Raw genomic sequence first — 17423 nt, forward strand, 5'->3', positions numbered from 1 at the left:
ACGCGCCAGCCACTGCGGGCGCACACCCCCGCCCCGCCCCCTCCCCGCCGTCGGCGCCTGCCGCGCGCTGCGGCTGCGGGCTGCGGGCTGCGGGCTGCGCGCCGCGGGCCGCAGCTCCCGTGATCCGCGCCGCTCCCGTGATCCGCGCCGTCCGCGTGATCCGCGCCGTCCGCGTGATCCGTGCGATCCGCGTGATCCGTGCCGTCCGTGCGATCCGTGCGATCCGCGTGATCCGTGCCGTCCGTGCGATCCGCGCGAGCCCCGCGATCCGCGCGAGCCCCGCGATCCGCGCGAGCCCCGCGATCCGCGCGAGCCCCGCGATCCGCGGGCAGTCGTGCCTCCCCCAGAGCCTTAAGGGCCTGGGAGGTACCCCAGGGCGATGGGGGTCCCCCCGCTCATGGGGGTACCTCCCGCTCGAGCGGAGCCGAGAGTGGGGGAGGCACCCCGCTGGCGCCGGGCTGCGCGAACACCCCCGGCCCGCACCAACGCACTGCACCCTGCGGTAGCGCCCACTGTGCAACACCCCCCGGCCAACACCAACGCGCCTGCGCCCCGCAGAAGCGCCGGCTGCACAACCCCCGCGTTCACGCACCGCGGCTGACGCGCCCCGTACGCTCACCCCCGTGACCACGGAACTCCTCCCCGCGCTGACGGCGCACGCCACCACCGCGGCCCACGCCCGCGCAGCCCACCCGTGTGCCTGCACCACCGCCACACTCACCACCCGCGACGACACCACCGTCCTCCGCCACGCCGGCACCGTCGCCAAGGCTCACGCCCCCGGCACCGACCCCGCGCACCTCGCCCTCCGTGTCACCGCCGCCGCCCGCCTCCCCGGCGTCCTCCTCCCCCCGCTCACCCCGGCCCCCGCCGAACTGCACGGACGGCTCGTCACCCTCTGGCCGTACGGCACCCCCGTGGACCCGGACGACCCCGACGCCGCCCCCTGGGAAGCCGCCGGTACCCTCCTCGCCCGCCTTCACCGCACTCCGCCTCCCGTCGCCGTCCCCCCGATGCGGGGACCCGCGAAGGCCGCCCACGCTCTCCGCCGCCTCCGAGTCACCGCCCCCCGCCACCCCGGCACCGCACCGATCCTGCGGGCCTGGTCCGCCCTCCCGGACTGGGCACGCGGCGCGGCCCGGCCGACGGACGCCACCGCGCTGTGCCACGGCGACTTCCACCTCGGCCAGCTCATACGCCACCCGGTATCCGAAGGCCCCTGGCTGCTGATCGACGTCGACGACCTCGGCCCCGGCGTCCCGGCGTGGGACCTGGCCCGTCCTGCGGCCTGGTTCGCGTGCGGACTGCTCGCCCCCGGCGACTGGCACCGCTTCCTGACCGCCTACCGCGCGTCCGGCGGCCCCGCCGTACCCGGCGACGGCGACCCCTGGACCGCGCTGGACGTCCCGGCCCGCGCCCTCACCGCGCAGACCGCCGCCCGCGCCGTCACCAAGGCGGTCCTGGCGGACCGGACGCTGGACGAGGTGGAGCAGGAACTGGTCGACGCCTGCGGGCGTATGGCATCCCCACCGGATTGAGCCGAAGTCCGCGAAGTAGGGTGCAACCGACCCGCGGCCGGACGGAGTCTGTCCTGGCGATACGCGAAGCGGGAACGACCGGCGAGGAGTTGACCGATCATGCAGTGTCCGAAGTGCCGTGCCCCCATGCACACCTACAACCGCAACGGTGTTCAGATCGAGCAGTGCAGCGGGTGCCGAGGCATCTTCCTCGACTACGGCGAGCTGGAGGCGCTGACCCGGCTGGAGTCCCAGTGGTCGCAGCCCGCGCCTCCTCCGCCGGCCGCGCCGCAGGCGTACCCGGCGGCCCCGCAGCCTCCCGCGTGGGGCGCCGGGCACGGCGGCCACTACGGTCACCGCCGGCGCAAGGGCTTCGGGCACATGCTCTTCTCCAGCTGACGCTCCGCACGCCGAAGCCCCCGGTCACCGGACCGGGGGCTTCGAAGTGTGGACGATACTGGGATTGAACCAGTGACCTCTTCCGTGTCAGGGAAGCGCTCTCCCGCTGAGCTAATCGTCCTCGGGACCACGATCATCGAGCGGATCATGGGCACTGCGTGCGCGATACTGGGATTGAACCAGTGACCTCTTCCGTGTCAGGGAAGCGCTCTCCCGCTGAGCTAATCGCGCGGGGGATCCGAAGATCCAGTGGACGATACTGGGATTGAACCAGTGACCTCTTCCGTGTCAGGGAAGCGCTCTCCCGCTGAGCTAATCGTCCTTGGAGGTGGAGACGGGATTTGAACCCGTGTAGACGGCTTTGCAGGCCGTTGCCTCGCCTCTCGGCCACTCCACCAGGAGTGCGGAGGCCCGGGAGGCCCCCTCTTCCTTCGAGCGGACGACGAGGCTCGAACTCGCGACCTCAACCTTGGCAAGGTTGCGCTCTACCAACTGAGCTACGTCCGCCTGTCGATTCGGTCGGCTTGCGCTTCCCGGCGACGAACTGAACTCTAGCGGATTCCGGGGCCAGTACAAAAACCCGTTTGTGCAGCGTGCTGCGTTGCGCCTGCTCACGCCACCGCAGCGGGCCCGCCCATAGACTCGTCACGTGCCTGACCTCGCGCCTCTCGCCCGTTTCGGACGCCGCCTCGCCACCGGACTCCTCGACGTCACCGACGACCCCTCGGCCCTGGACTCCACGGGGTTCTGGGCGGTCGCCGCCGACTTCGAGGGCCGGCTGACCTGCGCACGCTTCCGCGACGTCCGGGAACAGCCGGTACCGGCACCCGTGCCCGGTGCCTGGCGGGGACCCGCCACCGGCGACTGGGTGTCCTCCCTGGACCGTGCCGCGTACACGGCGGGCGTCCGCCGCATACGGGAGCACATAGCCGCCGGCGACGTCTACCAGGCCAACCTCTGCCGTGTCCTCTCCGCGCCCGTGCCGCCCGACGCCGACGTGGACGCCCTGACCGCCCTGCTGGCCCGGGGCAACCCGGCGCCGTATGCGGGAACGATTCGGCTGCCCGGGCACGGCGTGGAGATCGCCACCGCGTCCCCCGAGCTGTTCCTGCGCCGTCAGGGCCCGGTCGTCGAGTCCGGGCCGATCAAGGGGACCGGCCGGACCGAGGCCGACCTGCTGGAGAAGGACTACGCCGAGAACGTCATGATCGTCGACCTCGTCCGCAACGACATCGGCCGGGTCTGCCGCACCGGCACCGTGACCGTGCCCGATCTCTGTGCCGTCGAGAAGCACCCGGGTCTCGTCCACCTCGTGTCGACCGTGCGCGGCGAGCTGCGGGACGGCGCCGGATGGCCCGAACTGCTCGAGGCCGCTTTCCCGCCCGGTTCCGTCACCGGCGCCCCCAAGTCGAGCGCCCTGCGGATCATCGACGCCCTGGAGACCGCGCCCCGCGGCCCCTACTGCGGAGGCGTCGGCTGGGTCGACGCCGACCACGGCACCGGCGAACTGGCGGTGGGCATCCGCACCTTCTGGATCGACCGGGACGCGGCCGGCGGCGCCGTCCTGCGGTTCGGCACCGGTGCCGGCATCACCTGGGGCTCCGACCCCGAGGGGGAGTGGCGGGAGACCGAACTCAAGGCTTCCCGGCTGCTCGCGGTAGCGTCGGGAGAGTACGAGGCGAGTGAAGGGACCCAGCGGTGAAGATCTGGCTCGACGGCGGACTGCAGGACATCGAGTCCGCCCGTGTCTCCGTTCTCGATCACGGACTGACCGTGGGCGACGGCATCTTCGAGACGGTGAAGGCCGTGGACGGACGCCCGTTCGCGCTCACCCGGCACCTCGACCGGCTGACCAGGTCGGCCCGCGGCCTCGGACTGCCCGACCCCGACCTCGACGAGGTCCGCCGCGCCTGCGCCGCCGTCCTCGACGCCAACCCCATGCCGCTCGGCCGGCTGCGCCTGACCTACACCGGCGGCCACGGCCCGCTCGGCTCCGACCGCGGCGACCAGGGCCCGACCCTCGTGGCCGCCGTGGGCGAGACCACCCGCAGGCCCGACTCCACCGCCGTCGTCACCGTCCCCTGGACGCGCAACGAGCGCGGCGCGCTCACCGGCCTGAAGACCACCTCGTACGCCGAGAACGTCGTCGCGCTCGCCCGCGCCCGCGAACGGGGCGCCTCCGAGGCGCTCTTCGCCAACACGGTGGGGCAACTGTGCGAGGGCACCGGGTCGAACGTCTTCGTCGTACTCGACGGAGAGATCCACACCCCGCCGGTCGCCTCCGGCTGCCTCGCCGGAATCACCCGCGCCCTGGTCGCCGAATGGACCGGCGCCAAGGAGACCGACCTGCCGCTGGACGTCCTGGAGCGGGCCGACGAGATCTTCCTCACCTCGACCCTGCGCGACGTGCAGGCCGTGCACCGCGTCGACGACCGCGGCCTGACCACCGCGCCCGGCCCGGTCACCGCCAAGGCCATGCGGATCTTCGACGAGCGTTCCGGGGCCGACCTCGACCCGTGACGGGGTGGTGGCGGGCGCCGGACGGCGGGTAGGACTTCCGGGATGACGACGACCCTGCGGCCGGCCGAGCCGCTCCAGCAGAACCCCGACGGCACCCGTTCGCGCCGCTACCAGGTGTGTGTGAACAGCCGCCCCGTCGGAGCCGTCCACCTCGGCACGCATCCCGTGTTCGGCGATGCCGTCGCGCGGATCGTCAACCTGCGCATCGACGAACCGGACCGGCGGCGCGGCCGGGGCACCGTCGCCGCCCTCGCCGCGGAGGAGGTGGCGCGCGCCTGGGGGTGCCGCCGTATCGAGGCGGCGGTCCCCGCGGCCCCCGGCACCGCGCTCGCCCTCGCCACGGCGCTCGGCTACGTCGTACGCAACCGGAACATGGAGAAGGCGCTCGGCGACACCCCGCCCGCGCTGCCGGAGGGCAGCGTGGCACGGCCCATGACCGAGGCCGAGTACGGCCCCTGGATGGCCAGGAGCCAGGAGAACTACGCCCTCGACTGGATACGGCGCGGGGTGCCGGAGGCCGAGGCGCGGGCCAAGGCCGCCGACGACCACGCCACTCTGCTCCCCGGGGGCCGTACCACCGACGGCATGCTCTTCAGCGTCCTCGAGCACCAGGGCACCGCCGTGGGCACGCTCTGGCTGTCCGTGACCGGGGAGCGGGCCTTCGTCTTCGACGTCGAGGCCGATCCCGCCCACCGCGGCCGGGGGCACGGGCGCAGCCTCATGCTGCTCGCCGAGGCCCAGGCGGCCGCCGCGGGCCGCCGGACCATCGGACTGAACGTGTTCGCCGGCAACACCCCCGCCGAGCGCCTCTACGACTCGCTCGGCTACGCCACCACGCAGTACTCGATGTACAAGTCGCTCGTCTGATCTCCGCCGGGACAGCCGGCGGCCCTCAGCGCCCCTGCCCAGCCGACAGGCGGTCCACGATCTCCTCGATGCGCTCCCGCAGGCCCTCCTGGCTCCGGCCCCCGTCGAGGCGCTCGCCGTCGATGACGTACGTCGGAGTGCCGCTCACCCCGATCGCCTTGCCCTCGGCCTGGTCCGCGTCCACGATCAGGATGTGCCGTCCGTCGATCAGGGCGGTGTCGAACTCCTCGGCGTCCAGACCGAGCTCCCGGGCGACCTCGACGAGGAAGGCCTCGCCCCGTCGGTCCAGCTCCTCGACCCGCCCCAGCACGGCCTCCACGTACGCCCAGCCCTGTCCCTGCTCCACGGCCTCCTCGGCGGCCTGGGCGGCGGCGAAGGAGTGCTTGTGCTTCTCCAGCGGGAAGTGCCGCAAACGCAGCTCCAGCCGGTCGCCGTAGCGGGCCCGCAGGGCGCGGAGGTCGTCGAGGGCGTCGCGGCAGTCGGGGCACTGCAGCTCGCACCAGACGTCGAGAACGGGGCGGTCGGGGGAGGAGTCACTCATGGTCACAGTCTCCCAGCCACCGGCACCTGCGCAGGAGCCGACCCGGAGATGTCCCTGATGTCCGCCCGGGGCATGGCCCCACACGGTCCGGCAGGTGCAGGATGGGAGGAAGGAAAGTACCGCCGCGCACGCCGCCTGGAGGACCGGATGATTGCCGAGACCGTCTGCTCCGCCGTTTCCGCGGCAGGCCTGGGCATCGCTGTCATCACGGCCTACCGCAAGCGCTTCCTCGCGGCGACCCGGATCGCCGCCTACTCGCTCGTGCCGATCGGCCTGGTGATGACCGGCGTCGTCGAGTGGCTCGCCGACACCGCCTTCAGCCCCATGGCCTGGGCCGGCTTCGGTGTGCTGGGGCTGTCCTGGGTGCTCTTCGCGACCACACGGACGGTGGAGCGCCGCCGTGGCGGCACCCGCAAGGAGCGCAAGGCCGCCGCCAGGGCCGCGGAGGGCTCCGACGCGGTGGCGCCCGGCGCCTCGGCGCCCGCCCTGGGCAGCACCCGTCCGGCCTCCCGGAAGGCACCGGCGTCCGGGGGCGACGACGACTTCAGTGACATCGAGGCCATCCTCAAGAAGCACGGAATCTGACCTCGCGAGGCCGCGGGGCGGCGGAAGCGTCACAGGGGGTCCGGGACCGCCCGGAAGTGATCACAACCCGAACCGGAGATCGCGGATTCGGCGAACTCGCATGCTTTCCGTGAGTGTTGATCGCGTAGGACGCTCCCGATGCGTCATCATCGCGGCGAGATGCTGGACACGACACAGAGCGATGCAGCGCGGCAGCAGGACGAGCCGCGTGGCTGCCTTTTCGCCCTTTCCCAGCCACCGCTGATGATCTTCCTTGCGGTGATCGGGTGTCTGCTGCTCACGGCTGCTCTGCACGACCTGCTGTGGCTGTGAGCCGTACCCGCGGTACCCGGCGTCACCCGTCGGGACCGCGTCGGCACGGCATCTCCGCCGAGGTCAGCCGGCCGCTTCCTTGCGTCTCGCCCGGTAGGCGGCGACATGCAGACGGTTGCCGCAGGTGCGGCTGTCGCAGTAGCGGCGGGAGCGGTTGCGGGAGAGGTCGACGAAGGCGTGCCGGCAGTCCGGCGCCTCACAGCGGCGCAGCCGCTCCTGCTCCCCGGCGACCACGAAGAACGCCAGCGCCATCCCGCAGTCGGCGGCCAGATGGTCGGCGACGGAGGCGCCGGGCGCGAAGTAGTGCACGTGCCAGTCGTAGCCGTCGTGGTCGGTGAGCCGGGGCGTGGTGCCCGCCGCGGCGACGAGTTCGTTGATCAGCCCGGCCGCCGTACGGACGTCGGGCGCGGCGAAGACCGACGAGAACCGGCCACGGATCTTGCGCACCGCGGCCAGGTCGAACTCGGTGAGTACCCCGACCTCGCTGACCTCGTGGTCCCGCACGAATGCCTCGAGGGCCACGACGTCCGCCAGTCCGTCCGGCGTCGTGTCGTCCTCCGGCGCGGTGTTCACCAGATCCACCACGGTGTCGAGTGCGCACCGGGTGTCGTGGGTGATCAGCACGATTTGCTCCCTGGCCTGGGGGTCGGGCGGGCGCCCGCCGATGCTGGCCGATGGTAGTGGCTCCGGCGCGCTCCGCACCTCCCTGGTCCGCACATGGCTTCGAATTCAACGCCGGAGAGCCCTCAGTCGTTCCCGTCCGGGGCCGGAGCCCCCTTCGCCCCTGGTCGCGCCGGGCAGCGCACAGCACAACGGCGCCGGCCGCGGAACCCCGCGGCGCCGGCGCCGTTGTGCGTGAGCCGTACGCGGCTGCCCATGAGCGGCTGCCCGTATGCGGCTGTCCGGGCCCGAGCCGTCTCCCCGAGTCGACGGCGCCGGGCGGTTTCGGTGAGCCCTCGCCTAGCTTTCCGCCAGGATGTGCGAGAGCTCCTGGTCGAGATCGAAGTGCCGGTGCTCCGTGCCGGGCGGCACGGCGGCGTCTGTGCGCTTCAGGAAGGACTCCAGGGCCCGTGCGGGGGCCTCGAGCAGGGCTTCCCCCTCCGGCGAGCTCAGGGCGATGCACACGACGCCCTGGCCGTGACTGCGCGACGGCCAGACGCGGACGTCGCCGGTGCCGGTGGGGCGGTGAAGTCCCTCGGCGAGGAGGTCGCGGGCGAACACCCACTCGACGGTCTCCTCGGCTCCGGTGTGGAAGGTGGCGTGCACGGCGTAGGGGTCGGCCGTGTCGTACCGCAGGCCTGCGGGGACAGGCAGGGAGGACTCGCTCGACACAACGAGGCGCAGGTGCAGCTCGCAGCTGACCGTGGTGTTCATAAGCGCCAGGGCCTTTCGCTCAGTGTGCGCTCGGGGATTCGCACGTCGGCGAAATCGACATGCCACCTACGGTGCCGTTGTAAACCCCTCTGAGTGTTTTGCGTGCGTTTACGTAACTCTTCCGGCCGAGAGATCGTTCGCGTCCTGCGGCCATTCCGGTGATGTCTTTCGCTCCGGTAGTGTTTGGCTGCATGAACACGGGGAGTGACATGTCTGGCGAGGCCGCGGTAGCGGCCCACGGGGTGACGGTGGACGACAGCGAAGACGGCGAGCAGCGGGCGCTCGGATCGCGGGCGCCCGGGTTCGTCAAGTCGCGTCGTCTCCTGCACCTGAGCTGGCAGGTCGGGGTCTTCATCGTCGGTCTCGCGGTGGTGGCGGCCGGTGCTGCGATGCTGGTGCTGCCCGGTCCGGGCTGGGTAGTGATCTTCGGGGGCATGGCGATCTGGGCGACCGAGTTCGTCTGGGCCCAGCTGGTGCTGCGCTGGACCAAGCGCAAGGTCACCGAGGCGGCGCAGCGCGCCCTGGACCCCAGGGTGCGGCGCCGGAACATCATCCTGACCACGGTCGGTGTGGTGATCGCGGCCGGTCTGGCGGGGGCCTACCTGTGGAAGTTCGGCCTCGTGATGCCCTGGAAGATCGAGAACCAGTGAGGCGCGTCGGGGAGCGGGTGCGCCGTTCCCCGTTGGTCACGGGCACTCCCTGACATGGGGTAATGTTCTTCCTGCGTCCGGGCGATTAGCTCAGTGGGAGAGCGCTTCGTTCACACCGAAGAGGTCACTGGTTCGAACCCAGTATCGCCCACCGGATCTCAGGCGGCCCGGCTCACGACTCGTGAGCCGGGCCGCTTCGTGCTGTGCGCCGCGGCGGCACATCCGGGGACGGGCCGTCACGATCCGTTACATGGTGTGGCGGCGAACCGCGCACCGTCGCCATCCGGAAGATGATCGCGCTCTTCGAGAAGAAGTTCCCGAAGATCAAGGTTCAGCCGGAATTCACCGGATACGAGGCCTTCCGTGAGAAGTGCCGGCCCCTGGTCTCCGGCGGGAATCCGCCACACGTTTTCCGGAATGCGGTGGGTTTCCCGCGAGTACGACAGCGTGGAGTTCTGCCGGATCTCAAGACCCGGGCGGATGCCGGGAATCCGGGCCTGGCGAACGGTCAGTCGGCGGAACACGGACCGCCGTTCCCCGCCGGCGCCACCACCATGGCACTCGTCATCGACCTCAAGGTCTCGAAAAGGCCCAAGTGAAGGCGGAGTTCGGGCCGGACCCGGGAGGAGTGCTCCGAGGCGCTGGGGCGGAGCCGTTGATCCACCTCGACGCCCCGGGACAAGGGACGCGCACGACGCACGGATCGGGCGCGGGCGGGAACACTGCGTCCATGGACTGGAACCATTACCGTTTCCGCAGCCTGTGGACGCTGTCCGCGCCCGCGGAATCGGTGTACGGCGCGCTGGAACGGATCGAGGACTACCCCCTGTGGTGGCCCCAGGTGCGCGAGGTCACCCGCCTCGACGACACCAGCGGTATCGTCACCATCCGCTCCCTCCTGCCCTACGACCTGACCTCGACCCTGCGGGAGGGACGGCGCGACCGGGAGACCGGAGTCCTGGAGGCCGGCCTCTCCGGCGACCTCGACGGCTGGGCCCGCTGGACGGTCACCCCCCTGGGCGCCCACGGCTGCCTCGCCCACTACGAACAGGAGGTCGACGTCCGCAAACCGCTGCTGCGCCTGCTCGCCGTGCCGTGCCGGCCCGTGTTCCGCCTCAACCACGCACGGATGATGCGGGCCGGCCGGCGCGGACTGGCCGCCCACCTCGAAGCGGTTTGAAGGAAGCCTCCCCGGACCTGTATTGTTCAGTGCGTTCCCGGGCGATTAGCTCAGTGGGAGAGCGCTTCGTTCACACCGAAGAGGTCACTGGTTCGAACCCAGTATCGCCCACGCTCGGAGAGCGACGTGGTCCGCAGACATCGCGGACCATGTCGCTTTTGTCGTTGTGTCCCGCCTCGCTCGTCGCGTCACGCCGCCGCGGGCAGATCCGGGCGCAGGGGCCAGGCCGGGTCGACCACCTCTTCCGTGCCGCTGCGCGCGAACCACGCCTGCAGACCCCGGGCCTGCGCCGCATGCCACACCGCCTGAAGGGTGTGCAGCTCACCCGGCGACAGCCGCTCCAGCCGGGACGCGAAACGCCGCCCGACCGCCCGCGCCACCTCCAGCGCGGCCACCGCGTCCGCCGCCGCGTCGTGCGCCGCGCCCAGCTCGACGCCGTACTGCGCGCACAGGTCGCTCAGCGTGCGACGGCCCTTGCGGTAGCGGTCGAGGTGCTTGTCCAGCACCCACGGGTCCAGCACCAGCAGCGGCGTCCGCTCGAACCAGCGACCCAGCGACGACGCCCGGTGCCGGCGCAACTCCCGGTCCAGCAGCGTCAGATCGAACGGCGCGTTCATCACCACCAGCGGCCGGCCCACCCGCGCCTGCTCGGCCAGCGCCTCCGCCACCTCGTGCATCACCGGCGCCGGCCAGCGGCCGTTGCGCTGCAGATGCTCGTCCGTCAGCCCGTGCACCGCCGTCGCCGCGGCCGGCACCGGCACCCCCGGATTCACCAGCCAGCGGAGCACCCGCGGCCGGGTGCCCGGTGCGTCCTGCACGACGAGAGCGGCCGACACGATCCGGTCGGTCTCGACGTCCACACCCGTCGTCTCCGTGTCGAAAGCGGCCAACGGCCCCTCGTACCAGCACGCCATACCCAACAACCCCTTGTTCACCATCGGCAGTTGACGCGCCGTCGACTGCCCGATCCGGTGATACCCGGGCTGTTTGCACCGTACGCCGGAAGGAGACAACAGGAGTACGGGTCACCGCAGTTCAGCGACCCGCACGGGGACACGACTGTTCTGGAAGGCTGTTGGTCATGGCCATCGCGCAGCCCGAACGGGGCGGGCTGCTGCCCGAGCGCACGCCTCCCTCCCGCGGCACCCTCGCCACCACCGCCTGCATGGAGACGCTCCAGGTCGGCTATCTGCACGCCGTCGCGGCGGCCGCGGGCTGCTCCCTCTCACAGCCCTTCCCCGACAACGGCATCGACTGGCACGTCAGCCACAGCGCCGCCGGACACACCGTCGACGACGAGGTCACCATCAAGGTGCAGCTGAAGGCCACCTACCAGATCGCCCCCGACCCCCCGGGCCGCTTCTTCTCCTTCACCCTCGACAACGCCCACCTGGTCAAGCTCGCCCGCACACCGGTGTCCGTGCACAAGATCCTCGTCGTGATGATCGTGCCGCGCTCGCAGGACGACTGGCTGCGCGCCGGCCACGACCGGCTCGATCTGCGGCACTGCTGCTACTGGACCAACCTCGCCGGACACCCCGTGACCGGCCGGCACCGCACCACCGTACGGATCCCCACCTCACGCATCTTCGACGACCGGGCGCTGTGCGAGATCATGACGCGGGTCGGGACGGGAGGAAAACCGTGACACACCGCCCGACCGGGGAGCCCTTGCGGCCCGTACGCCCCCATCCCGCCGACGCCCCCTTCGACGGAACCCCGCCCGAGCCCGCCGACATCGACCCCGCCGTCCTCACCGCCCTCCTGCACCGCCACGGCTGGCAGCGGCGCGGCGGCGCCACCGGACGCTACGGCCGCTGGACCCCGCCCGGACCCGGCACCGGCACCAGCCTGCTGGTACCCGCCAGCCGCGCCTTCCCCGACAGCGAGGACCTGCTCACGGAGGCCCTGCTCGCCCTGTCCCGCAGCGGCACCCCCTCCGCCCGCGAGATCCTGCTCTCCCTCGCCGTACCCAGCGACGAGATCCACTGGTGGCGGGACATACCGGCCGGTCCAGGCGGCGCCGCCGCCTGGACCGCCGAGGAACAGCTGCGCTCCGCCGCCCGCCGGACCCTGCTCGCCGCCGCCCTCGCCACCCGCGCCCGGGCCGGCTTCCACGGCGCCCGGCACCGCCGCCCGGCCGCCGCCGCACTGGACGACGTCCTCGTCGGACCCGCACCGGGCGGACGCCGGCTCACCGCGTTCGCCCCCGTCACGACCGGCCGGTCTCTCACCGTCTGCCTCCACCACGCCCTGCACGCCGCCCGCGAGGCCGTCGACTACCGCCGGGCCACCGGCGGGCCGGACGCCTTCGACACGGCCGTCGCCGCGGGCGTCAGCCACGAGCTGACCGAGGCCCTCGTCGCCCTGGTCCAGGGCACCGAAGGCGCCCGGATCGGCGTCGCCTGGGCCCCCTCCGCCGGGGTGCCCGAAGGCTGCGCGGCCGCCGCGGAGCCCGTCGAGTTCTCCCCCGGCGACCTGCCCGCCCTGCGCGAGGCCGGCCGCCGCTACCGGCGCGCCGAACCGTCCGTCACCGTGCGTCTCACCGGCACCGTCGTGCGCATGCACCGCTCCGGCCCCCGCGGCGAGGGCATGATCCGGCTGCGGGTGCTGGCAGGCGCCGAGATCGGCCACGTCCGGATCACCCTCGGCGAGGAGGACTACCGCATCGCCGGACACGCCCACCTCGTCGGACTCCCGGTACGCGTGCGCGGCCGCCTGGAGAGCCGCGGCGGTTTCCGCCGGCTCACCGGCGCGGGAGAACTGGTGCCGGTCCCGGTCGACGACGCCGAGCGGGACCGGCTGCTCAAGGCTCTCCAGGCGAACGCCGAGACCGCGGCCTTCTTCGGCGAGGCCTGCGGCCCCGACGACGGGGACTGATTTCGCGGAGCGCGGCCCCGGGTCGGTACGATCGCACCCATGCGTGCGCTCCGGTATGGCGCCGCAGCCCCAGCCTTCAGTCAGGAGAGACCGGTGTCAGACGTCCGTGTGATCATCCAACGCGATTCCGAGCGGGAAGAACGCGTGGTGACGACGGGCACTACGGCCGCCGAGCTCTTCGCCGGCGAGCGCTCGGTCATCGCCGCGCGCGTGGCCGGCGAGCTCAGGGACCTCTCCTACGAGGTCAAGGACGGCGAGACCGTCGAGGGTGTGGAGATCTCCTCCGAGGACGGCCTGAACATCCTGCGCCACTCCACCGCCCACGTCATGGCCCAGGCCGTGCAGGAGCTGTTCCCCGAGGCCAAGCTGGGCATCGGCCCGCCGGTCAAGGACGGCTTCTACTACGACTTCGACGTGGACAAGCCCTTCCACCCCGATGACCTCAAGGCCATCGAGAAGAAGATGCAGGAGATCCAGAAGCGCGGCCAGCGCTTCTCCCGCCGTGTCGTCACCGAAGACGAGGCCCGCGAGGAGCTCGCCGACGAGCCGTACAAGCTGGAGCTGATCGGCCTCAAGGGCGCCGCCTCGCACGACGACGGCGCGGACGTCGAGGTCGGCGCGGGCGAGCTGACGATCTACGACAACCTGGACGCCAAGACCGGCGGGCTGTGCTGGAAGGACCTGTGCCGCGGTCCCCACCTGCCCACCACCCGCAACATCCCGGCGTTCAAGCTGATGCGCAACGCGGCCGCCTACTGGCGCGGCAGCGAGAAGAACCCGATGCTCCAGCGCATCTACGGCACCGCCTGGCCGACCAAGGACGAGCTGAAGGCCCACCTGGAGTTCCTCGCCGAGGCCGAGAAGCGCGACCACCGCAAGCTCGGCTCCGAGCTCGACCTGTTCTCCATCCCGGAGCAGATCGGCTCCGGCCTCGCCGTCTTCCACCCCAAGGGCGGCATCATCCGCCGGGTCATGGAGGACTACTCGAGGCGTCGGCACGAGGAGGAGGGCTACGAGTTCGTCTACACCCCGCACGCGACGAAGGGGAAACTCTTCGAGACCTCGGGCCACCTGGACTGGTACGCCGACGGCATGTACCCGCCCATGCAGCTCGACGAGGGCGTGGACTACTACCTCAAGCCCATGAACTGCCCGATGCACAACCTGATCTTCGACGCGCGCGGCCGCTCCTACCGCGAACTGCCGCTGCGTCTCTTCGAGTTCGGCACCGTGTACCGGTACGAGAAGTCGGGCGTCGTGCACGGCCTGACCCGGGCCCGCGGCTTCACCCAGGACGACGCGCACATCTACTGCACCCGCGAGCAGATGTCCGAGGAACTCGACAAGACCCTCACCTTCGTCCTCAACCTGCTGCGTGACTACGGCCTGACCGACTTCTACCTGGAGCTGTCCACCAAGGACCCGGAGAAGTTCGTCGGCACCGACGAGGCGTGGGAGGAGGCCACCGAGACGCTGCGCCAGGTCGCCGAGAAGCAGAACCTGGAGCTCGTGGCCGACCCGGGCGGTGCCGCCTTCTACGGCCCGAAGATCTCCGTCCAGGCCAAGGACGCCATCGGCCGCACCTGGCAGATGTCGACCATCCAGCTCGACTTCAACCTGCCGGAGCGCTTCGACCTCGAGTACACGGCCGCGGACGGCTCCAAGACCCGCCCGGTCATGATCCACCGCGCGCTGTTCGGCTCCATCGAGCGGTTCTTCGCGGTGCTGCTCGAGCACTACGCGGGCGCGTTCCCGGCGTGGCTCGCCCCGGTCCAGGCGGTGGGCATCCCGGTCGGTGACACCCATGTGCGGTACCTGGAGGAGTTCGCGGGCGAGGCGCGGCGCAAGGGGCTGCGCGTCGAGGTGGACTCCTCCTCGGACCGGATGCAGAAGAAGATCCGCACGCACCAGAAGCAGAAGGTCCCGTTCATGATCATCGTCGGTGACGAGGACATGCACGCGGGCACGGTGTCGTTCCGCTACCGCGACGGTTCGCAGGAGAACGGCATTCCGCGTGACCAGGCGCTGGCGAAGCTCGTCGATGTGGTGGAGCGCCGGGTCCAGGTGTGACCCGCGGCCCCGCACGCGCGGGGCCCGGCCCCCGGGAGCGATCCCGGGGGCCTTTTCCGTGGCCCCCTCACGACGCCATATGCTGCACGCATGACGAGTGAGCCGGAGCAGCAGTGGGGAGTGGGCACGCAGGACGCGTTCCAGCGTTTGTGGACGCCCCACCGGATGGCGTACATCCAGGGCGAGAGCAAGCCGAGCGGCCCGGGCGCCGACGACGGCTGCCCCTTCTGCTCCATCCCGGCCAAGTCCGACGAGGACGGGCTGATCCTGCGGCGCGGTGAGCTGGTCTATGCGGTACTCAATCTCTACCCCTACACCGGGGGGCACACCATGGTCGTTCCGTACCGGCATGTCGCCGACTACACGGACCTCACCGTGGAGGAGACGGCCGAGCTGGCCGAGTTGACCCAGCAGGCGATGACGGCCCTGCGCACCGCCTCGGGCGCCCACGGATTCAACATCGGCATGAACCAGGGCACGGTCGCGGGCGCGGGCATCGCCGCCCACCTGCACCAGCACATCGTCCCGCGCTGGGGCGGCGACACCAATTTCATGCCGGTCGTCGGCCATACGAAGGTCTTGCCGCAGCTGCTGGCCGACACGAGAAAGATGCTCGCGGAGGCCTGGCCGAGGGGTTGATGCCGGCGAGGCCGGCATCGACCAGCCCGTCCGGCGTGTGAGGACGAGGCCCGTTCAGGGCCGATGGGGGTCTGGGGGGCGCAGCCCCCACGGACTGTGACGCACGCTGTCCACCCCGCCCCACCGCCGGAGGCTCACGCGTCGTACACGTCCGCCTTCTGCGGCGCGGCATCCTGCACCGCCGTGCTGAGGGACGACGACCGCGACCCGAACTTCTCCGTGTCCACCCCGTTCTCCTCGAGCACCTTGAGCGCCGCCGAGTGCACCGCCCGCAGCACCGGCGTCGCCGCCCGCAGCGCGTCGTCCGCCATGAACCGGTGCCGCCACGGCTTGTCCGCCCACGCGTGGCGCAGACCGAACGGCTCCGGCAGGGTCAGCTTGCCGCCCAGCCAGTACAGCAGCGGCGGGTACCAGGTCAGCGGGGCGCGGGCGGCCAGACGTACCACCTCGTCCGAGTCGACCAGCGGGAGCTTCACCTTCCGGGTCTCCCAGAACTTGATCGACTTCTGGACCTCCTTCTCCTTGGCCGCGGGCCCCGAGGTGAACAGCGAGTGCACCGGCCCCAGCGCGTGCCCGGTGACCTCGATGCGCAGGGTCTCGTGGAGCACGGTCACCGTGATCAGCATGGTGATCACCAGCTGGCCGTCCCACAGCGTCCACTGCACGCCCAGGTAGTGCCGGTCACCGGCGCCGAACTGCTGCTTGTTGCAGATGTCCTGTATGGCGTGGGACTTGATCTGGTAGGCCTCGACGTCCGTGCCCTCGGGCCGGGACACCGCCGTGGCGTTCTCCCCGATCGGCGTGACGATCCAGTGCCGTACCGACGGCTTGGGGAAGCCTCCGGTGTGCAGCGGGCCGCGCTCCAGCATCCGCAGCCGGTCGTGGATGGCCTTGATGACGTCCCAGCTGCGGAACGGGTTGATCTCCCGGTCCGGGTCGGCCGGCACCAGCTCCTCGGCCAGCTGCCAGCTGCCCCAGCGGGTGCCCATGCCGAGTATGCCCTTGGGACCGGCGTAGAAGACGGAGTTGGACTGCTGTTCGGCGCTGAGCCGGGCCAGGGACTGGCGCAACTGCTCGGCGGCCGTCTCGCCGGGGCTGGCGGGGACCGCCTCGGGCACCTTGGCGCCGACGCTGCTGCCGGAGAGCAGACTGCTCCACCGTTCGCGCAGGTCCTTCGCCGTGCGTTCGCAGATGCGTTTGGCCCAGTACCAGCCGATCACCGGCGCGGCGACGCAGGCACGCGCGTACCAGCCCCAGAACCCTTCGAACGGCATGCGGAGCAGGAAGAGCACCGCGAGGCCGCCCACCGCGACGAGCAGGGTGGTGGCCAGTGCGCCGGCCCGTTTGTCCTCGCGCTTGGCCATCGTCGTGCGGATCTGGAAGACCAGCAGCCACACCAGCAGGCCGGGCAGGAAGAGCACGCCGCACAGGACCATGACGGCGCTGAGCCAGTTGTCCCGTTCGCGGCGGATGCGGTGGGCCGCCAGGGAGTGCTCGACCACCACCTGCGGCTGGGTGCCGAACGACTGGATGAGCGGGGCGCGGCCGGCTCCCAGCATGCGGTCGATGATCGCCCTGGAGTAGGCCTCGCCCAGGTTGGGCCGGAACAGCTTGATCCGCGGCTTGGCGACCGCCGACTTGTGCCACTCGTTGTTGGCCTTGAGGATCTCGTCGGCCTCGTTGTCGCGGTAGGCCGCCGAGGCCAGCGCGAAGGTCGGGGTCTGGCCCTCGTCGCCGGTGCGGGGCACCTGCGGGCCGAAGAAATCCGCGTAACCGCTCTCCGTCTCCACGGTCATTCCCGCCCCCATCGCCGCGACTGTCGTCATGCGGCCTTCCCGACTTCCCTGCCGCGCACACCTGTTGATCAGGTTCTCAGCGTATCCGCAGTC

19 protein-coding genes and 7 tRNA genes are annotated in these 17423 nt (G+C 71.4%); 16 read left to right on the forward strand and 10 right to left on the reverse strand.

The features are described from left to right. Positions 1 to 623: 623 nt before the first annotated feature. Complete coding sequence (locus AC5L3C_RS31190; protein ID WP_493652380.1) at positions 624 to 1538, forward strand: phosphotransferase family protein; 915 nt, start codon at positions 624 to 626, stop codon at positions 1536 to 1538. A 99-nt stretch (positions 1539 to 1637) separates the two neighbouring features. Next, a complete protein-coding gene (locus AC5L3C_RS31195; protein WP_125508092.1) occupies positions 1638 to 1916 on the forward strand; it encodes a TFIIB-type zinc ribbon-containing protein in 279 nt (92 codons plus the stop codon). 49 nt (positions 1917 to 1965) lie between these two features. On the opposite strand, the gene AC5L3C_RS31200 is transcribed toward AC5L3C_RS31195, so the two are convergent. The 5 genes from AC5L3C_RS31200 to AC5L3C_RS31220 form a co-directional block, all read right to left on the reverse strand. Further along, positions 1966 to 2037 (reverse strand) — tRNA-Val (locus AC5L3C_RS31200). A gap of 38 nt (positions 2038 to 2075) precedes the next feature. After that, positions 2076 to 2147 (reverse strand) — tRNA-Val (locus AC5L3C_RS31205). Positions 2148 to 2166: 19 nt separating this feature from the next. Beyond that, positions 2167 to 2238: transfer RNA gene (locus AC5L3C_RS31210), tRNA-Val, on the reverse strand. 1 nt (position 2239) lies between these two features. Beyond that, positions 2240 to 2313: transfer RNA gene (locus tag AC5L3C_RS31215), tRNA-Cys, on the reverse strand. A 37-nt stretch (positions 2314 to 2350) separates the two neighbouring features. Beyond that, positions 2351 to 2423, reverse strand: a tRNA-Gly gene (locus AC5L3C_RS31220). A gap of 142 nt (positions 2424 to 2565) precedes the next feature. Between AC5L3C_RS31220 and AC5L3C_RS31225 the strand changes: the two genes are divergently transcribed. Genes AC5L3C_RS31225 through AC5L3C_RS31235 form a run of 3 tightly spaced genes read left to right on the forward strand, consistent with a single transcriptional unit; the run spans position 2566 to position 5303 of the window. Next, positions 2566 to 3618: a chorismate-binding protein gene (locus tag AC5L3C_RS31225; RefSeq protein ID WP_493652381.1), complete on the forward strand. Its 1053-nt coding sequence runs from the start codon at positions 2566 to 2568 to the stop codon at positions 3616 to 3618. Then, positions 3615 to 4436, forward strand: coding sequence for an aminotransferase class IV (locus tag AC5L3C_RS31230; protein ID WP_493652383.1), 822 nt, complete (start codon positions 3615 to 3617; stop codon positions 4434 to 4436). Before AC5L3C_RS31225 ends, AC5L3C_RS31230 begins: the two co-directional genes overlap by 4 nt. A 42-nt stretch (positions 4437 to 4478) precedes the next feature. Further along, a complete protein-coding gene (locus AC5L3C_RS31235; protein WP_493652385.1) occupies positions 4479 to 5303 on the forward strand; it encodes a GNAT family N-acetyltransferase in 825 nt (274 codons plus the stop codon). Positions 5304 to 5328: 25 nt separating this feature from the next. On the opposite strand, the gene AC5L3C_RS31240 is transcribed toward AC5L3C_RS31235, so the two are convergent. Then, positions 5329 to 5844 (reverse strand): DsbA family protein, encoded by a 516-nt coding sequence (locus AC5L3C_RS31240; protein WP_493652387.1) that lies wholly within the window; start codon positions 5842 to 5844, stop codon positions 5329 to 5331. A gap of 147 nt (positions 5845 to 5991) precedes the next feature. On the opposite strand from AC5L3C_RS31240, the gene AC5L3C_RS31245 reads away from it, so the two are divergent. Further along, complete coding sequence (locus AC5L3C_RS31245; protein WP_125508104.1) at positions 5992 to 6429, forward strand: hypothetical protein; 438 nt, start codon at positions 5992 to 5994, stop codon at positions 6427 to 6429. A 138-nt stretch (positions 6430 to 6567) separates the two neighbouring features. Continuing rightward, positions 6568 to 6741: a hypothetical protein gene (locus tag AC5L3C_RS31250; RefSeq protein WP_164555524.1), complete on the forward strand. Its 174-nt coding sequence runs from the start codon at positions 6568 to 6570 to the stop codon at positions 6739 to 6741. 63 nt (positions 6742 to 6804) lie between these two features. On the opposite strand, the gene AC5L3C_RS31255 is transcribed toward AC5L3C_RS31250, so the two are convergent. Then, complete coding sequence (locus AC5L3C_RS31255) at positions 6805 to 7365, reverse strand: CGNR zinc finger domain-containing protein (protein ID WP_493652389.1); 561 nt, start codon at positions 7363 to 7365, stop codon at positions 6805 to 6807. Positions 7366 to 7701: 336 nt separating this feature from the next. After that, positions 7702 to 8115: an SsgA family sporulation/cell division regulator gene (locus AC5L3C_RS31260; protein ID WP_004002642.1), complete on the reverse strand. Its 414-nt coding sequence runs from the start codon at positions 8113 to 8115 to the stop codon at positions 7702 to 7704. A gap of 191 nt (positions 8116 to 8306) precedes the next feature. On the opposite strand from AC5L3C_RS31260, the gene AC5L3C_RS31265 reads away from it, so the two are divergent. The 5 genes from AC5L3C_RS31265 to AC5L3C_RS31285 all read left to right on the forward strand — a co-directional run bounded on the left by AC5L3C_RS31265 (position 8307) and on the right by AC5L3C_RS31285 (position 10056). Next, positions 8307 to 8765 (forward strand): TIGR02611 family protein, encoded by a 459-nt coding sequence (locus AC5L3C_RS31265; RefSeq protein WP_125508110.1) that lies wholly within the window; start codon positions 8307 to 8309, stop codon positions 8763 to 8765. Between the two features lie 79 nt (positions 8766 to 8844). Beyond that, positions 8845 to 8916: transfer RNA gene (locus AC5L3C_RS31270), tRNA-Val, on the forward strand. 139 nt (positions 8917 to 9055) lie between these two features. Then, the gene (locus AC5L3C_RS31275) at positions 9056 to 9364 is read left to right on the forward strand and encodes a hypothetical protein (protein WP_493652391.1); all 309 of its coding nucleotides are present in this window, start codon (positions 9056 to 9058) and stop codon (positions 9362 to 9364) included. Between the two features lie 131 nt (positions 9365 to 9495). Then, the gene (locus tag AC5L3C_RS31280; RefSeq protein WP_125508114.1) at positions 9496 to 9945 is read left to right on the forward strand and encodes an SRPBCC family protein; all 450 of its coding nucleotides are present in this window, start codon (positions 9496 to 9498) and stop codon (positions 9943 to 9945) included. A gap of 39 nt (positions 9946 to 9984) precedes the next feature. After that, positions 9985 to 10056: transfer RNA gene (locus AC5L3C_RS31285), tRNA-Val, on the forward strand. A gap of 77 nt (positions 10057 to 10133) precedes the next feature. On the opposite strand, the gene AC5L3C_RS31290 is transcribed toward AC5L3C_RS31285, so the two are convergent. Then, entirely contained in the window at positions 10134 to 10859 is a 726-nt protein-coding gene (locus AC5L3C_RS31290; protein ID WP_125508116.1) for a 3'-5' exonuclease, read from the reverse strand. Between the two features lie 167 nt (positions 10860 to 11026). Here AC5L3C_RS31290 and AC5L3C_RS31295 point away from each other — a divergent pair, with 167 nt between their 5' ends. The 4 genes from AC5L3C_RS31295 (at position 11027) to AC5L3C_RS31310 (ending at position 15534) form a co-directional block, all read left to right on the forward strand. After that, a complete protein-coding gene (locus AC5L3C_RS31295) occupies positions 11027 to 11593 on the forward strand; it encodes a DUF4365 domain-containing protein (RefSeq protein WP_493652392.1) in 567 nt (188 codons plus the stop codon). Beyond that, entirely contained in the window at positions 11590 to 12825 is a 1236-nt protein-coding gene (locus AC5L3C_RS31300) for a hypothetical protein (RefSeq protein ID WP_493652394.1), read from the forward strand. The genes AC5L3C_RS31295 and AC5L3C_RS31300 overlap by 4 nt, the downstream gene beginning before the upstream one ends. A gap of 93 nt (positions 12826 to 12918) precedes the next feature. Beyond that, positions 12919 to 14895, forward strand: a complete 1977-nt coding sequence (gene thrS, locus AC5L3C_RS31305; protein WP_493652395.1) for a threonine--tRNA ligase — start codon at positions 12919 to 12921, stop codon at positions 14893 to 14895. Between the two features lie 90 nt (positions 14896 to 14985). Beyond that, positions 14986 to 15534 (forward strand): HIT family protein, encoded by a 549-nt coding sequence (locus AC5L3C_RS31310; protein WP_493652396.1) that lies wholly within the window; start codon positions 14986 to 14988, stop codon positions 15532 to 15534. A gap of 134 nt (positions 15535 to 15668) precedes the next feature. Here the strand turns inward: AC5L3C_RS31310 and AC5L3C_RS31315 are convergent, their stop codons facing one another. Beyond that, entirely contained in the window at positions 15669 to 17330 is a 1662-nt protein-coding gene (locus AC5L3C_RS31315; RefSeq protein ID WP_125508126.1) for an AbeC-like domain-containing protein, read from the reverse strand. Positions 17331 to 17423: the final 93 nt, after the last annotated feature.

Source organism: Streptomyces speibonae, assembly GCF_984686075.1.

Excerpts from the sequence above, each read along its gene's own strand:
- AC5L3C_RS31195 (WP_125508092.1), top strand. The coding sequence starts at position 1,638 with ATGCAGTGTCCGAAGTGCCGTGCCCCCATGCACACCTACAACCGCAAC.
- AC5L3C_RS31235 (WP_493652385.1), top strand. The coding sequence starts at position 4,479 with ATGACGACGACCCTGCGGCCGGCCGAGCCGCTCCAGCAGAACCCCGAC.
- AC5L3C_RS31240 (WP_493652387.1), bottom strand. The coding sequence starts at position 5,844 with ATGAGTGACTCCTCCCCCGACCGCCCCGTTCTCGACGTCTGGTGCGAG.
- AC5L3C_RS31245 (WP_125508104.1), top strand. The coding sequence starts at position 5,992 with ATGATTGCCGAGACCGTCTGCTCCGCCGTTTCCGCGGCAGGCCTGGGC.
- AC5L3C_RS31250 (WP_164555524.1), top strand. The coding sequence starts at position 6,568 with ATGCGTCATCATCGCGGCGAGATGCTGGACACGACACAGAGCGATGCA.
- AC5L3C_RS31260 (WP_004002642.1), bottom strand. The coding sequence starts at position 8,115 with ATGAACACCACGGTCAGCTGCGAGCTGCACCTGCGCCTCGTTGTGTCG.
- AC5L3C_RS31265 (WP_125508110.1), top strand. The coding sequence starts at position 8,307 with ATGAACACGGGGAGTGACATGTCTGGCGAGGCCGCGGTAGCGGCCCAC.
- AC5L3C_RS31275 (WP_493652391.1), top strand. The coding sequence starts at position 9,056 with ATGATCGCGCTCTTCGAGAAGAAGTTCCCGAAGATCAAGGTTCAGCCG.
- AC5L3C_RS31280 (WP_125508114.1), top strand. The coding sequence starts at position 9,496 with ATGGACTGGAACCATTACCGTTTCCGCAGCCTGTGGACGCTGTCCGCG.
- AC5L3C_RS31290 (WP_125508116.1), bottom strand. The coding sequence starts at position 10,859 with ATGGCGTGCTGGTACGAGGGGCCGTTGGCCGCTTTCGACACGGAGACG.
- AC5L3C_RS31295 (WP_493652392.1), top strand. The coding sequence starts at position 11,027 with ATGGCCATCGCGCAGCCCGAACGGGGCGGGCTGCTGCCCGAGCGCACG.
- AC5L3C_RS31310 (WP_493652396.1), top strand. The coding sequence starts at position 14,986 with ATGACGAGTGAGCCGGAGCAGCAGTGGGGAGTGGGCACGCAGGACGCG.
- AC5L3C_RS31315 (WP_125508126.1), bottom strand. The coding sequence starts at position 17,330 with ATGACCGTGGAGACGGAGAGCGGTTACGCGGATTTCTTCGGCCCGCAG.